This window comes from Pseudoxanthomonas spadix (genome assembly GCF_003703395.1).
Classification (GTDB): Bacteria; Pseudomonadota; Gammaproteobacteria; order Xanthomonadales; family Xanthomonadaceae; genus Pseudoxanthomonas_A; species Pseudoxanthomonas_A spadix.
In genome coordinates this window covers 478798-494001 of the sequence record NZ_RDQN01000001.1, presented here as the reverse complement: position 1 = coordinate 494001, position 15204 = coordinate 478798, and the positions used below count along the sequence as shown (strand labels likewise).

Annotated in this window: 13 protein-coding genes and 2 tRNA genes; 7 read left to right on the top strand and 8 right to left on the bottom strand. The window is 67.9% G+C overall.

Going from position 1 to position 15204, the window contains the following annotated elements; all coding sequences use genetic code 11:
* Nucleotides 1-125: 125 nt before the first annotated feature.
* From aroA to serC, 3 genes are all read right to left on the bottom strand, one after another.
* Entirely contained in the window at nt 126-1433 is a 1308-nt protein-coding gene (gene aroA, locus D9R12_RS02320) for a 3-phosphoshikimate 1-carboxyvinyltransferase (RefSeq protein ID WP_122227468.1), read from the bottom strand.
* 371 nt (nt 1434-1804) lie between these two features.
* Entirely contained in the window at nt 1805-2965 is a 1161-nt protein-coding gene (gene pheA / locus D9R12_RS02315) for a prephenate dehydratase (protein ID WP_122227465.1), read from the bottom strand.
* Between the two features lie 151 nt (nt 2966-3116).
* Nucleotides 3117-4202, bottom strand: coding sequence for a phosphoserine transaminase (serC, locus tag D9R12_RS02310; protein ID WP_122227720.1), 1086 nt, complete (start codon nt 4200-4202; stop codon nt 3117-3119).
* Between the two features lie 199 nt (nt 4203-4401).
* Between serC and msrP the strand changes: the two genes are divergently transcribed.
* Complete coding sequence (gene msrP / locus D9R12_RS02305; RefSeq protein WP_122227714.1) at nt 4402-5370, top strand: protein-methionine-sulfoxide reductase catalytic subunit MsrP; 969 nt, start codon at nt 4402-4404, stop codon at nt 5368-5370.
* Nucleotides 5371-5390: 20 nt separating this feature from the next.
* Complete coding sequence (msrQ, locus tag D9R12_RS02300) at nt 5391-6119, top strand: protein-methionine-sulfoxide reductase heme-binding subunit MsrQ (RefSeq protein WP_122227717.1); 729 nt, start codon at nt 5391-5393, stop codon at nt 6117-6119.
* On the opposite strand, the gene D9R12_RS02295 is transcribed toward msrQ, so the two are convergent.
* On the bottom strand, nt 6016-6831 hold the full coding sequence (locus tag D9R12_RS02295; protein WP_244671963.1) for an FHA domain-containing protein: 816 nt from the start codon (nt 6829-6831) through the stop codon (nt 6016-6018). The genes msrQ and D9R12_RS02295 overlap by 104 nt on opposite strands.
* 70 nt (nt 6832-6901) lie before the next feature.
* Between D9R12_RS02295 and D9R12_RS02290 the strand changes: the two genes are divergently transcribed.
* Complete coding sequence (locus D9R12_RS02290; RefSeq protein ID WP_122227462.1) at nt 6902-7177, top strand: polyhydroxyalkanoic acid system family protein; 276 nt, start codon at nt 6902-6904, stop codon at nt 7175-7177.
* Here the strand turns inward: D9R12_RS02290 and D9R12_RS02285 are convergent.
* Entirely contained in the window at nt 7158-8030 is an 873-nt protein-coding gene (locus tag D9R12_RS02285; RefSeq protein WP_244919613.1) for a DUF8198 family protein, read from the bottom strand. The genes D9R12_RS02290 and D9R12_RS02285 overlap by 20 nt on opposite strands.
* A gap of 42 nt (nt 8031-8072) precedes the next feature.
* On the opposite strand from D9R12_RS02285, the gene D9R12_RS02280 reads away from it, so the two are divergent.
* The 4 genes from D9R12_RS02280 to wrbA all read left to right on the top strand — a co-directional run bounded on the left by D9R12_RS02280 (nt 8073) and on the right by wrbA (nt 13080).
* Nucleotides 8073-8711, top strand: coding sequence for a phasin family protein (locus D9R12_RS02280; protein ID WP_122227456.1), 639 nt, complete (start codon nt 8073-8075; stop codon nt 8709-8711).
* 242 nt (nt 8712-8953) lie between these two features.
* On the top strand, nt 8954-9946 hold the full coding sequence (locus D9R12_RS02275) for a restriction endonuclease (protein ID WP_122227454.1): 993 nt from the start codon (nt 8954-8956) through the stop codon (nt 9944-9946).
* A gap of 348 nt (nt 9947-10294) precedes the next feature.
* A complete protein-coding gene (locus D9R12_RS02270; RefSeq protein ID WP_244671965.1) occupies nt 10295-12379 on the top strand; it encodes a TonB-dependent receptor family protein in 2085 nt (694 codons plus the stop codon).
* A 101-nt stretch (nt 12380-12480) separates the two neighbouring features.
* On the top strand, nt 12481-13080 hold the full coding sequence (wrbA, locus tag D9R12_RS02265; protein WP_122227452.1) for an NAD(P)H:quinone oxidoreductase: 600 nt from the start codon (nt 12481-12483) through the stop codon (nt 13078-13080).
* Between the two features lie 231 nt (nt 13081-13311).
* Here wrbA and D9R12_RS02260 read toward each other — a convergent pair whose 3' ends face one another.
* From D9R12_RS02260 to D9R12_RS02250, 3 genes are all read right to left on the bottom strand, one after another.
* Complete coding sequence (locus D9R12_RS02260; RefSeq protein WP_014160630.1) at nt 13312-14046, bottom strand: SDR family oxidoreductase; 735 nt, start codon at nt 14044-14046, stop codon at nt 13312-13314.
* 251 nt (nt 14047-14297) lie between these two features.
* Nucleotides 14298-14372: transfer RNA gene (locus D9R12_RS02255), tRNA-Val, on the bottom strand.
* A gap of 142 nt (nt 14373-14514) precedes the next feature.
* Nucleotides 14515-14601: transfer RNA gene (locus D9R12_RS02250), tRNA-Leu, on the bottom strand.
* Between the last annotated feature and the right edge of the window lie 603 nt (nt 14602-15204).

The following is a 15204-nucleotide window of genomic DNA, read 5'->3' as shown; positions in this document are numbered from 1 at the left end:
CGCTTGACCCCGCGCCGGCACATCACGCCGTGGAGGTCCTGCGTTCAGCTTACCGAGCCTGTGCGCGCCACAGCGAATGACGTCGAGCGCCCGATCCGCCTGAAACCACACCCCGCCTGTCCTCCTCATGCGCCGCGCAAGCCAAAGCCGGCGCCCGTTGCCAGCGTGTCGAAGCCCGGGAAAGAGGTCGCCACGTTGGCGATATCGCGCACGAGCACTTCGCCGGTGGAAAGCTGGCCGGCGATGCTGAAGGCCATCGCGATCCGGTGATCGCCGTGGCTGTCGATCGTGCCGCCGCCGATGGTCCCGCCGTGGATCGTGGCGCCGTCGGGCGTCTCGTCCACCCGCACGCCCAGCGCGCGCAGGCCGGTGGCCATGGCGGCCAGGCGATCGGATTCCTTGACCCGCAACTCGGCCGCGCCGCTGACGATGGTCTGGCCTTGCGCGGCGGCGGCAGCGACGAACAGCGCCGGGAACTCGTCGATCATGTCCGGCACCACCTCTTCGGGAATGCGTGCGCCCTTCAAGGCGGCATGACGCACGCGCAGATCGGCCACCGGCTCGCCGCCGTGCTCGGCAGGATTGAGCAGTGCGATGTCCGCGCCCATCAGGCGCAGTGCCTCGAGCAGGCCGGTACGGCGCGGGTTGAGGCCCACCGCCTTCAAGGTCACCTCCGACCCCGGAATGATGCTGGCCGCGACGATGAAGAACGCGGCCGAGGAAAAATCGGCCGGGACCGCGATGTCAGTGGCGCGCAGGCGCTGGCCGCCGGGCAAGCTGGCAAATCCCGGTGAAAAGGCGATCTCCACGCCGAAGGCGGCGAGCATGCGCTCGGTGTAGTCGCGGGTGGGATGTGGCTCGCGCACAATGGTCTGGCCTTGCGCGTACAGGCCCGCCAGCAGCACGCTGGACTTGACCTGTGCGCTGGCCACTGGCGAGGTGAAATCGATACCGGTCAGCGTCTGGCCGCCGTGGATGCGCAGCGGCGGGGTACCGTCCGGGCGGGTTTCGATCTTCGCGCCCATCTGCGCCAGTGGCCCTGTGACCCGGCGCATCGGGCGCCTGGACAGCGATTCGTCGCCGACCAGCACGCTATCGAACTTTTGCGCGCACAACAGCCCGGCCAGCAGACGCATGCCGGTGCCGGCGTTGCCGCAGTCCAGCACGCCATCCGGCGCCTGCAGTCCATCGATGCCCACGCCATGCACGATGCGCGTGGACGGCGACGGTGTCTGGATGCGCACGCCCAGCCTGGCCAGGATCGCGGCGGTCGCGCGGGTATCCTCGCCTTCCAGAAAACCTTCGACGCGCGAGATGCCATCGGCCAGAGCGGCCAGCATCACCGCCCGGTGCGAGACCGACTTGTCACCGGGAATGGCCAGCGCGCCGTGCAGCGCCGAGCCCTTGTGAGCGATCCAGGATTGCGAGGTCATCGTTGGTGTCCAGTCCAGCGGCCGGCGCCGCGTTGTGCTTCGAATTCTTGTTGATTTGCTTGCGGTTGCTTTTGCGCTTGCTACCGGCTTCTCCCTTCCCATCCGCAGCGGCATCGCCAGCCGCGCAAACCCGCAGGGGCGACGCACAAGGATGTGCGTCGTTTTCCGGTCGCGGCACGAGGCCGCGTCCGGAAATTTCCGCTGGTGCGCGAACCAGGCGCGCAGCGCCGGGCGCGAGGACGGGGGGTGTTTCTTTGGGTGCTCCAAAGGAGCGCGAAAGCCCGACTCCTGCCTTAACCGAACAACGAGGAGCTGAATTCGCTTCATCCTCCAACCATCCTTGCCTGGCAAGCAAGGGAAGGAACCTCAAATCAGGGCACCGCCACCGGATAGCTGCCCAGCACCTTGATCTGCGCCGAATGTGCCTTCAGCTCGGCCAGCGCCAGCTTCATGGCCTCGTCCTCGACGTGGCCGGCCAGGTCGATGAAGAAGCCGTATTCCCACTTGGCATGGTGGCTGGGCCGCGATTCGATCCGGTTCATGCTGATGCCATGGCGCGCGAACGGGCTGAGCACGTCGAACAGCGCGCCCGGCTTGTCATGGATGAACACCAACACCGAGGTGCGGTCGTGGCCCGAGGACGGGAAGATCTGCCGGCCCACCACCAGAAAGCGCGTGGTGTTGTCCTTGTCGTCCTGGATCGGGCTCATCACGACTTTCTTCAGGCCATAGGCGTGGACCGCGCTCTCGCCGCCGATGGCCGCCGCATCGTCGCTGTTGCGGGCACGGCGCGCGCCCTCGGCATTGCTCGACACCGGCACCTTCTCGGCCTTGGGCAGGTTGGCGCGCAGCCAGCCGGAGGTCTGCATGAACGATTGCGGATGGGCGTAGACCCGCTCGATGTCCTCGAGGCGACCGCTGCGCGACATCAGGTACTGCTGCACGCGCAGTTCGACTTCACCGCAGATCTTCAGGTTGGAGGTCAGGAACATGTCCAGGGTGATCTGGATCGTGCCCTGCCCCGAATTCTCCACCGGCACCACCCCGAAGTCCGCGTTGCCGCTTTCCACTTCCTGGAAGACTTCCTCGATGCTGGCCATCGGCAGGCCCAGCGCCGAGCGGCCGAAATGCTTGAGCACGGCCTGCTGGCTGAAGGTGCCTTCCGGGCCCAGATAGCCGATCTTCAGCGGCTCCTGCTGGGCCAGGCAGGCCGACATGATCTCGCGGAACACGTGCACCAGCAGCTCGTCGGACAGCGGGCCTTCGTTGCGGTCTATCACCATGCGCAGCACCTGGGCCTCGCGTTCGGGCCGGTAATAGTCCACTGCCGCGGCGAGCTTGCCCTTGGCCTTGCCGACCTGGTGCGCGAAGCGCGCACGCTCGGCGATCAGCGCCTGGATCTGGCGATCGATGCTGTCGATCTTGGCGCGCACGTCGGACAGCGCCGGCGCGGCGACAACGGCCGGCGCCTTGGCAGGTTTCGCGACGGGCTTGGCCTTGGCGGCTGCGGGCTTGGTGGATTTGTTGGTCATGCGCGGTGATCCGTGAAGCGAAGTTTTGACAGCGATGAGAGCAGAGCGAGTTGGCGCGGGCATCTTGTTGCGGGAGCGGCCAAGTCGGCGATGGAGCCTTACGCGAAAGCCTCATCGCCGCCATGGCGGCTCCGACCAGAACAGCAGACGATCAGCCGTTGCGCTGCTGGAACTCGCGCATGAAGTCCACCAGCGCCTGCGCGTCGGACACCGGCAGCGCGTTGTACAGCGAGGCACGCAGGCCACCGACGGCCTTGTGACCCTTCAGCCCTATCAGGCCGGCGGCCTTGGATTGGCTGACAAAACGCGCGGTCAGCGTCTCGTCCGGCAGGAAGAACGGGATGTTCATCCGCGAACGCGCGGCCGGCACCACCTGGTTGCGGTAGAAGCCGCCGGAGCTGTCGATCGCGCCATAGACCAGCTGCGACTTGGCCGCGCTGCGCCTGGCGAACTCGCTGACCCCGCCCTGGTCGAGCATCCAGCGGAACATCAGCCCGGCCAGGTACCAGTTCCAGGTCGGCGGGGTGTTGAGCATCGAGTCGCGCGCCACGTGGGCGCGGTAGTCGAAGATCTCCGCCCGCGGCTGCCCGGTGCGCTCCAGCAGGTCGCGGCGGATGATGACCACCGCCACGCCGACCGGCCCCAGGTTCTTCTGCGCCCCGGCGTAGATCAGCCCGTATTTGGAAACATCCAGCGGCTCGGAGGCGATCGAGGAGGAGAAGTCGGCGAACAGCGGCACCTTGCCCACCTGCGGGGTGTCGCGAAACTCGACGCCGTGGATGGTCTCGTTGGCGGTGATGTGCACGTAGGCTGCATCGGCACGCAGCTGCCAGGTATCGCGCGGCGGGATGTCGGTAAAGCCACCGGCTTCGCTGCTCGCGGCCACGTGCACGTTCACGTAGGGCTTGACCTCCTTGATCGCCGTCTTGCTCCAGTGCCCGGTGACCACATAGTCCACGGCCTGGCCGGGATCGGCGAAGTTCAGCGCCAGCAGTGCCTGCTGGGTGGTCGCGCCCCCGGCCAGGAACAGCACCGCATGGTCGTCCGGAATGGACAGCAGCGTGCGCAGGTCGGCCTCGGCCCTGGCCGCCACCTCCATGAACTCGGCGCTGCGATGGCTGATCTCGACGATCGAGGCGCCCACGCCATTCCATTCCAGCATTTCGGCCTGCGCCTGGCGCAGGACGGCTTCGGGCAGCGCCGCAGGGCCGGCGCTGAAGTTGTGGACGCGTGCCATGGCAGCCTCTTTCAGGGGGCGCATAGTATGCCGCAGCGTGAATCGGCAAAGGTCCGCGAACGCATCCACGCTGGCGCGATTTGCGTAATGCGAGGGAAACGCAGTGACGTGGTCCCCGAAAAATCTGGCCCTTGGCGGGAATTTTCCGGCGTGTCGTGCGTTCAATTGGTTGCCATTGTGACTTTCGCAGGAGATGTCCGTGTCCATCCGCCACGCTCTGAAGCTCAAGGACCACCAGGTCACCGATGAAGCCATCTACCACCGGCGGCGCGAGCTGCTGGGCCTGATGGTGGCCATGCCCGCGCTGGCGCTGTCTGGCTGCAGCCAGGCCCAACCCCCGGCGGCACCCGGGGCGGTGATCACGCCCGAACAGGCCCGCTCCGGCTTGCGCACCAGCGAGGAGCTGACCAAGCTCGAGGACGTCACCAGCTACAACAACTTCTACGAGTTCGGCACCGGCAAGACCGATCCGGGCCAGGCACCCAGGACGCTCAGGACCTCTCCGTGGACGGTCGAGGTCAGCGGCGAGTGCGAAAAGCCCGGACGGGTCAACCTGGAAGACATCCTCAAGGCCGCCCCGGCCGAGGAGCGGATCTACCGCCTGCGCTGCGTCGAGGGCTGGTCGATGGTGATTCCCTGGACCGGCATTCCGCTGGCGGCGGTGCTCAGGCCGTTCGCGCCGACCTCCAGGGCCAAGTACGTGGCCTTCACTACCCTGGCCGATCCGCAGCAGATGCCGCAGATTCGCTACCGCTCGATCAACTGGCCGTATCGCGAAGGCCTGCGCATGGACGAGGCGATGCACCCGCTGACCTTCCTGGCCACAGGCCTGTACGGCAAGCCGCTGCCGCAGCAGAACGGCGCGCCGCTGCGACTGGTGGTGCCGTGGAAGTACGGCTTCAAGAGCATCAAGTCGATCGTGGAGATCAGGTTCGTCGAGAAGATGCCCCAGACCGCCTGGCACGACCTGCAGCCCAACGAATACGGGTTCTTCTCCAACGTCAATCCGCAGGTGGACCATCCGCGCTGGAGCCAGAAGACCGAGCGCCGCATCGCCGGCAACGCCAGCAAGCTGTTCGCCGAACGCATCGAAACACGCATGTTCAACGGCTATGCCGACCAGGTGGCGTCCATGTATGCCGGGATGGACCTGCGGCGATGGTTCTGAGCAGGGAAAGCGCCGCGCCGATGGCGCGCAAGCGCCCGGCACGACCCCGGCCCAGGACGCCGGGCTGGCTGATCGCGGCCAAGGTCGTCGTGCACCTGCTGTGCCTGACGCCGCTGGCGCTGCTGGGCTGGCGGTTCTGGGAGGTGTTCAGCACCGGTAGCAACGCCCTGGGTGCCGATCCGGTCGCCACCATCGAGCACTTCACCGGGTTATGGGCGCTGCGGTTGGTGCTGATCTGCCTGGCCATCACCCCGCTGCGCCAGCTCACCGGGCGGGCCGAATTGATCCGCTTCCGCCGGTTGCTGGGGCTGTACGCCTTCGCCTATGCCACCGTGCACCTGTCGGCCTACCTGGGCCTGGACCTGCGCGGTTACTGGACCCAGATCTTCACCGAGATCCTCAAGCGCCCCTACATCACCGTCGGCTTTATCGCCTGGCTGCTGCTGGTGCCGCTGGCGATCACCTCCACCAGCGGCTGGATCGGCCGCCTGGGCCGCAACTGGGGCCGGCTGCACAAGGCCATTTACGCCATCGGCGTGCTGGCGGTGCTGCATTTCTGGTGGCTGGTGAAATCCGACATCCGCGAGCCGATGCTCTATGCCGGGATCCTGGCCGTGCTCCTGGCCTGGCGTGCCTGGGTGGCGATCAACCGACGCCGAACAGCAGCAGCAGCGACAGCAGCCCGGCAAGTCCCGCCGCGGCCAGCAGCAGCCAGGGCCAGCGCTTCATCGACGGCCCCGAAGGCTTGACCGTGGTCGGCGCGGCGGCCGGCGCCGGGTCTTCGCCTGCAGCCGATGCGTCGGGATCGGGCTGGCCCCAGGGAATCTCCACCACGAAGCGCGACTGCGGGTCGAAGGCGACCTGGTCGCCTGCGCCCAGCAGGGCCTCATGCACCGGGAGGCCGTTGACCACGCTGGTCACCGCGCGGTCGTGATGGCGCAGCACCACGCCCCCGCCGTGCAGGCTCAGGCGGGCGTGCTGTGCGCCGCTGTGCGGGCCTTCGACGCGGATGTCGGCCTCGCGCGAAGCGCCGACCACGCAGCCGGCGCCGATTGGGAACGCGCGCCCGTGATGGCGCCCACCGATGCCGCGCAGGACGATGCGCGGATCGGGTTCGCCATTGTGCGGGGCCGAATGCGGGGCCTGGGCCACGGCCTGGCCGCGCACCAGCACCTCCACGCCATCGACGTAGACCGTATCGCCGGGCCGCAGCATCGCCATGCGCCGTACCGGCCGGCCGTTGACGTGGACCCCGCGCATGCCGGGCGGCACCTGCAGCCACAGGCCGCGCCGATCCAGGCACATCTGGACCAGCAAGGCGCCAGGGACGGCATCGCCCACGCCGATGGTGCCGCTGGCTTCGCGCACGATGCGATGGACGCCGGTGCCGAGCGCCCGGTCTGCGGTCCGGCCCTGCGGGAAATGGAGACTGAGGTTGCGCACGCGGCGCGAGCCTAGCATGCAGCCGCCGCGCTTGGCGCTGCGCGCCCGGCTTGCGCACAATGCATCCTCCTCTTTTCCCGCCAGCGCCATGTCCCGCATCGAAATCCAGCATCCACACGGCAAGACCCCCGCCCAGAGCCGCCAGGCCCTTGAAGAAGTGGCCGGCAAGCTGTCCAGCCGATTCGGCGTGCGCCATCGCTGGGATGGCGACACGCTGGCCTTCGACGGCCCCGGCGTGGATGGCCGCATCGCCATGCAACCGGGCGTGCTGCATGTCACCGCCGAGCTGGGGTTCCTGATGTCGGCGATGAAGGGCCCGATCGAATCGGAGATCCGGCGCGTGCTCAGCGAGCGCTTCGCCTGACCGCGGTCTTCCCGGCCGCGCGCTGGCCCGCAGCGGATTTGCGCGGCTGATCCCAGCCGAACGGATCGGGCTTGCCGGCGAACAGCCGCCGCGCACTGGCGCGTTCGTGGCGATCGATCTCCTGCAGGAAGGCCGCCGCATCGCCCAGCAGCGCGAAGGCCGCGAAGCCACGTTCGAGAAAGCCCTGCAGGTCGGCCAGCCCGGTGGCCCGTGCCGGACCACGCGAGAGCCGCAGCAGCATCGCCATACCCGGCAGCCGCACCGCCTGGGCCAGGCCCTGGCCGACCCGCACGATCAGGTCGATCTGGCGCTGGCGCAGTCGCCGATGGCCCACCTGGCGATAGGCCAGCGCGTAGAGTTCGGTGTCCAGGGTCTTTCGCCGCGGCGCCAGCGCTTCCAGCGCCTGCGCCATGCGCAGGTCCAGCGCATGGGTCAGCGCGTCCAGCTCGATCGCATCGGACAGCGTGGCCAGCACCGAGGCCGGCAGCAGCCTCTGCATCATCGGCACGATCCTGGCCACGCTGGCATCGCGCCGGCTGAAATCGTGGTCGCCATAGACCTCGGACAGGAAGAACATCGCCGCATCACGGCGCTGCGGGTCCTTGAGGAAATGCCCGAAGCTGCGTTCCACGCGCCATGCCTGCCATTGCCGCAACGGCGAAAGCCAGCGCGAGCCATTGCGCGGTTCGCGCTGTCCATCATGCAGCGCCTGGTGCCAGGACAGGCGCCGGGTCAAGCGTGCGGGAATGGGATTGCCTCGCGCCATGGCCTGCATGATCCACGCGCCGCCATCGCCACCGCAAGCCGTGTTGGTGACGTGGCGCTCACCTGCGGCCGTGGACACTGCGCTCACGCCCGCACGCGGGCTTCCCAACATCCGCTCCGGAGGCACCGCATGGCCGCCAAGAAGACCAGCCGCACGCGCAGCACCGCATCGTCCGAACCATCCCTGCAGGAACAGGCCGAGCAGCTCCAGCGCAAGCTGGGCGAATCGGCGCAGCAGATCTGGCTGGCCGGCGTGGGCGCCTCCGGCCGCGCGCAGACCGAAGGTTCGCGCCTGTTCGAGACGCTGGTGAAGGAAGGCAGCCGCGTCGAGCAGCGCGCCGGTAGCGGTGCCGGCAAGGTGCGCGAGGCGCTGGACAGCAGCGTGCATGGTGCACGTACGCGCGCCGCAGAAACCCTGGGCCGGGTCGACCAGGCCTTCCGCGGCAAGGTCCAGGGCGCCCTGAAGTCGCTGGAGGTCCCGACCCGCCGCGAACTGGGCGCGCTGCTGGATCGCATCGATTCGCTCAACGCCCTGCTGCGCCGCTACAACGGCCAGGCCGACACGCCGGGCGCCAAGGCGCACAAGTCCACGGCCCGCAAGACCGCCACGCGCAAGACCGCCGCTGCCGGCGGCCCGCCGGCGCGCAAGGCCGCGGTGAAGAAGACCACGCACAAACCCAGACCACGCACCGCCGTCAGGAAGGTCGCCGGACCGGCGGCGGGCGAGGCACCGGCGAAGAAGGCCGCAGCGCGCAAGGCGCTGCGCTGAACATCCTGGCCACCCGCCTGCGGGGTGGCAACGGCCGCGGACCGGCCCGATTCGTGTCGCAGAACATCGCCCGGCCTGGACAGGATCGTGCCAGGCCCGCCAGTGCCGGCTTCCGTAAGGCGCCCTCCCCTTGACGAATTCCAGCCCTGGCCGGTCTGCCCGGCCACGTCCCCCGTGTGCGCGCTGACGTCCGAAGGCGTTCTCCTTAAACTCCTTCTCCTGTTTTACCGGACGAATTCAATATGCCTTCCTGGCTGATCGGGGTCCTCATCGCCCTGGTGCTTGGTCTTGCCGCGACCTTCTATTTCTGGATGATCCGCCGTCGGCAGGATGAAACCGCCGCCGGCCTGCTGGCCCTGGCGGCGCTGCGCTGGCGCGACTTTTCGCGCCTGGTGCTGTCCTCGCTGCAGTTGCGCGGGCTGCAGCGGCTGTCCTTCAAGCCCGAGGATGTGCGCAACCAGCATCCGAGCTATCTGCTGGGCGATGGCCAGGGCAAGCACGTGCTGCTCAGCTGCAAGCATGGCACCGCTTACCGCATCGGTTCGGTCGCCATCGAGGAACTGGCCTCAGAAGCGCGCTTGCGCGGCGCCCATTACGGCATCCTGGCCACCGAAGGGGTGGTCGATGCCGCCGGCCGCGAGAAGGCCGAGCGTTCCAGCGTGGAAGTGCTCGATGGCGCGTCCCTGTGGGCCGAGGTCAAGCCGATGCTGGACAGCGCCACCGTCCAGCGCGTTGTCGGTCAGGCCAACGCGCTGGCGCGCCGACGCATCGGCCTGTGCTGGATCCTGGCCCTGCTGATCGGCGTCCTGCTCAGCACCGTGCTGACGGTCAACGACGCCGACCCGCCGAGCGCATCACAGTCCGCCAGCACACCGGCGCCGGCTCCTGCCGAACAGCGGGCAACCACCAGCGCCCTGCCGCAGGCCAGCCAGCCGGCCGCGCCGCGGGCGCGGCCGGCCGATCAGGAGCTGGCCCAGCAGCGTGCCCAGGTCGCCAGGGCGCTGGCCACGACCGGTGGCCTGCGCCAGCCGACGTGGATCTCCGGGTCGACCCTGGCGGTGGACGTGCTGGCCAGCGAAGCGGTGGTGATGGCCGCGGTCTGCGCCGAACTGGCCAGACATCCAGACCTGGCCCTCTCGCGGATCCAGCTCAATCCGGCACCCGGCAGCAGCGATCGCATCCGCTGGCGCCAGTGCGAAGCGCCGCCGCTGGCGGCGCCACCGGCCAAATCCTGAAAGACATGGAGGCTTTCGGCGCCCGCGATCCACTGCGCGGGCAAAGGCCTGAACCTGCCCACCATCCTGAGCTGACCGCGCCTTGGCAGCAGTACCCGGGCGACAGCCATGCCATCCATTTCCCCTGTTTGAACGCGCCTTGGGCCGCCGCTTTCAAGTGCCTTACGTATACCAAAAAAATAAAATATAAGTTGACAGGAGCGCCTGCGAGCCGGACATTGCCCGCCCGCTGCCCCCAAGCGCCCGGTCCCGGGACATCCGGCCGCGCCTTCGCAAAGACGATCCTGTTCGATGACCACGCTGCTGCTCTCCCATGGCGCCATGCGCCACCCCATCGCCCGCCTGGCGATGGCCCTGTTCGCAGGCCTCGCCATGCAGGCCGCCGACGCCGCCACGCCCGATCAGGCGGTCACGCTGGATGCGGTCAAGGTCGCGGCCAAGCGCGACGATGAGATCGAACCGGCGCGCAGCCAGCTGGAGCGGGTGGCGGGCGCCGGCAACGTGATCGACCTGTCGCAGGCCGCCGACGGCCGGAGCGCTGGCAGCGCCGACGTGCTGGCCTACCAGCCCGGCATCCATGCGCAGTCACCGGGCAACGAGGGGGTCAAGGTGTCGATCCGCGGGTCGGGCATCAACCGTGCGCCCGGTGCCCATGCCTCGGGCATCTCGGTGTCGCTGGACGGCCTGCCGTTGACCTTCTCCGGTGGCACGCCGTACGAGCTGCTCGAGCCGCTGTGGGTCAGCCGGGTCGAGGTGCTGCGTGGGGCCAACGGGCTGGATCGCGGCGCATTGGCCCTGGGCGGGGCGATCGACTACATCAGCCGCCGCGGGCTGGACTCGCCGGGCCCGGAACTGCGCCTGGAGGCGGGAAGTTTCGGCTACCGCAAGCGCGCCCTGGGCGTGGGTGGCGTTGCCGGCGATGTCGATTACTACCTCAGCCTGGTCGACAGCCAGACCGACGGTTACCAGCAGCACGCTGCCGGCGACGGCCGGGGCGCGATGGCCAATATCGGCTGGCGCATCGATCCGGACCTGGAAACCCGCTTCTTCCTGCGCTGGCGCCAAACCGACCACCAGACCCCCGGCCGCCTGACCCGCGCGCAGATCCGCGACAACCCGCGCCAGGCCAACCCCGGCTACCTGGCCATCGATGCGCAGCGCCCGCAGCATGGCAGCACCTGGATCGGCAACACGACCACGCTGCAGCTCGATGCCGACTCCACGCTCCAGGCCGGACTGGTCTACCACAGGTTCCCGATGGACCTGAACGAAAGCCTGTACCGCCAGCAACTGGACTACGCCGACCTCAACGGCACGCTCGATTACACGCATCGGCACACGCTGTTCGGCCGCCACAGCATCACCACGCTGGGCCTGCGCTTCACCCATGACCTGGACGCCAACGTGCGCGAGTCGCTGCGCTTTGCCAGCAACGGCTATCCGGCCGGCACCCTGACCCGCAGGTTCGAGCACCTGGGCACCGACGTGGTGCTGCACACGGGCAACGACCTGGCGCTGACGCCCCGGCTGCACCTGGTGACCGGGCTGGCGCTGATCCACACCGCCCGCCAGGTGCAGGTCACCTGGCCCAGCAGCGGCGGGCGGCTGTCCGAACACGACTGGGACCACGCGCCGCGGATCGGCCTGACCTGGCAGGCCACGCCGCAGGCGCAGCTGTTCGGCAACCTGAGCCGGTCGGTGGAGCCGGCACATCCGTGGTCGATGATCTGGAGTTCCAGTCAATCCTTTGCCGCCGGCAATGGCGCCTCGACCGGCCGCCAGCGCACCCCGGTGCAGCTGGACAACCAGCGCGCGGACACGCTGGAACTCGGTGCGCGCGGCGAAGCGGCGCTCGGTCGCTGGGAACTGACCGGCTACTACGCCCACGTCCGCCACGAGCTGCTCGCCGTCGAGGTCCAGCCCGCGCCAAACCTGATCGTGACCGAATCCAACGCCAGCCCGACCGTGCATCGCGGGATCGAGGCCGGGCTGGACAGCACGCTGTGGCAATCCGGCACCGCCCGCCTGTCGCTGCGCCAGGCCTATACCTTCAGCGATTTCCGCTATCGCCACGATGCGCGCTTCGGCGACAACCTGCTGCCGGGCCTGCCGCGCCACTTCTACCAGGGCGAGCTGCGCTACGACCATCCCTGCGGCCTGTATGCCGCCATCAACACCGAATACGCCTCGAAGATGGCCGTGGACTACGCCAACAGCTTCTGGGCCGATGGCCACGTGATCTTCGGCACGCGCGTGGGCTTCGATGCGCCCGGCGGCCGCTGGCAGGGCTGGCTGGAAGCACGCAACCTAGCCGACCGCCACTATGCCGCCACCGTGACCCCCGGCTACGACGACGCCGGCGCCGACGCGGCCCGCTCCACGCCCGGCGAAGGCTTTGGTGTGTACGCCGGCTTGCGCTGGCGGTTCGAGTAAGTGGGCAGCTGGCATCCCATGCACGGCAACATCGCCGTGACACGACGTGCGCGGCGGCCGGGCTAAGCTCCAGGGTCCCTTCTCATCCCGGAGCTGCGCACATGGCCAAGGTCCTCGTCCTGTATTACTCCGCCTACGGGCACATCGAAACCATGGCCGGCGCGGTGGCCGAAGGCGCGCGCGCCGCCGGTGCCACCGTGGACATCAAGCGCGTGCCGGAACTGGTGCCGCAGGAGGTGGCCAAGGCCTCGCACTACAAGCTGGACCAGGCCGCGCCGATCGCCAAGGTCGAGGAGCTGGCCGACTACGACGCGATCATCGTCGGCGTCGGCACCCGCTTCGGGCGCATGGCCTCGCAGATGGCCAACTTCCTGGACCAGGCCGGCGGGCTGTGGGCCAAGGGCGCACTGAACGGCAAGGTCGGCGGCGCGTTCACCTCTACCGCCACCCAGCACGGCGGCCAGGAAACCACGCTGTTTTCGATCATCACCAACCTGATGCACTTCGGCCTGGTGATCGTCGGGCTGGACTACGGCTTCCAGGCAATGACGACGCTGGACGAAGTGGTCGGCGGCGCGCCGTATGGCGCCACCACGCTGGCTGGCGGCGACGGCTCACGCCAACCCTCGAAGACCGACCTGGACGGCGCGCGCTACCAGGGCAGGCGGGTGGCGGAGGTCGCCATCAAACTGCACGGCTGACCTTGCGCTGGCCACAGGAAGAAGCCGGGCATGGCCCGGCTCTCGATCAGCTTCTGCAAGCGGACCCGGCTGCAGGCGTCCATCGGTACGCGCACGATCAGGGCAGGCGACCTCCAGTGCCGCCGCTGGCAGTCGTGGGCGCGCACCCTGGCACCGGCGCCGGTCGACCCGCGGCGTGCGCCGGCAGGACCCGGTCGTTGAACCAGGCCGGCCGTCATCCCCCGCCCCGCTTCACCAGGGCAGCGCTTTGCCCAGGTGAGTGAAGCTGCCGTTGGGGCCGTCGGCCTCCAGCAAGGCCATCTGCACGCTGCTCCTGGCGCCGGTGGCCAGGTCGAGGTCGCCGTGGCCACCATTCATCTCGGTCCTGACGTAACCGGGATGGATCGCGTTGACCTTGTGCGGGGTGTCGCGCAGTTCGTAGGCCAGGTGCACGGTCCAGGCATTGACCGCGCTCTTGGAAGTGTCGTAGGCCGGGATCTTGACGTTGTAGATCGGCGAGGACGGATCGACATGCAGGCCGAACGAACCCAGCTGGCTGGAGACGTTGACGATGCGCGCGGCCTTGGACGCCATGAGCAGCGGCAGGAACGCCTGAGTCACTTCGACCACGGCGAACACATTGGTGTCGTAAGTCGTGCGCCAGGCGTCCAGGGTCTGGGCGGACGGCGCCTTGCCTGGATCATCGACCAGGATGCCGGCGTTGTTGACCAGGATGTCCAGGCGACCGTGTTCGGCCTGCACCCTGGCCACGGCTGCGGCGATGCTGGCGCTGTCGGTCACCTCCAGCGTGATCGGCTCCACGCTCAGGCCTTGGTCCTGCAGCGTCTTGGCCACCGCCTTGGTGCGCGCCGCATCGCGACCGGCCAGGTAGGTGTGCACGCCGGCCTGGGCCAGCTGGCGCACGGTTTCGGTGCCGATGCCGCGGGTGGCGCCGGTGACCAGTGCGATCTTTTCGGGAACTGCCATGTCGATTGCCTCGTGTGCGGTAGGAAAAAGACCGCGCCGTCATCGCCTCGTGCGACGCAGCGGCGGCCCTTCGATTGTGCCACCGCGCAACCGGCGCCTGCGCTCGCATGCCACAGTGCCGGTCAACGCAGGTCGCCTGCTGGCCCGCAACTGGCAGCATGGAGCCGAGGCCGTTCAGCGCGGGTGCGGCGCGAACGAAAAAGGCCACGCGTCACGGCATGGCCCTGTCGATCCTGACACTCAGAATATGATGGTGGGCGGTGCAGGGATCGAACCTGCGACCCTTGCCGTGTGAAGGCAATGCTCTACCGCTGAGCTAACCGCCCGCGATGCCGGCGCTCAGGCCCGATCGGGGCGCAAATGGTAATGGCCTTGGCCGATCCGGTCAAACCGTTTCTGCATCTGCCACGAGGCCCCGCATTCCCGGCCAGGCAGTGTGGATCGGCGGACGGCGGCGAGGCCTTGCAGTGGTGCCCGGAGCCGGAATCGAACCGGCAAGGGATTGCTCCCGGCGGATTTTAAGTCCGATGCGTCTACCAGTTTCGCCATCCGGGCAGGAAGACAGGCGCGCAGGCTAGCACCGAAGCCTGCGGATCGCCCAGCGGCCAGTACGCGCATCCAAATGATCGCCTGCAGGGACCGCGCGCCCACGCACGGCCGCGGCGTCCTTCCCGGGGTCGTTACAAGGTCGCCGCAATTGGCTGACGTCGATGCGGCAGTGCACACCCGTCCGCGGAACCTTCATAACCATATGATTTATAAGTTTTTCTTAAAAATTTAGGAGACTCAAAAAAATAGCTTGACACCGCTGACGCTCCATCCTGTATCCTAGATACCAACCACTTGGTATGTTTTCGACACAGGACCCCAGGTGCTTTGGCTCTGGACAAAAAGGAGTCCACCGAATGGCACAGCGCCGCAGCATCATCGGCCAGCAAGAATTTACTGTTCCTTGCCATAAGTGGATTCGCTTCGTGTTATCAAATCACAGCGTAACCTGCGGAGACCTGACGCGGAATCGGCCAAATCCAAGGAGGCACTGGTTTGCAACATTTGCAGACCAAAATATAGCGCGGAGCAGTACGATCAGGTCAACGCCGTTTTGCTCGAGATGAAAGGGTAGATCTAAAATCGGCCCCATAAGAACGTCCCCCGCAC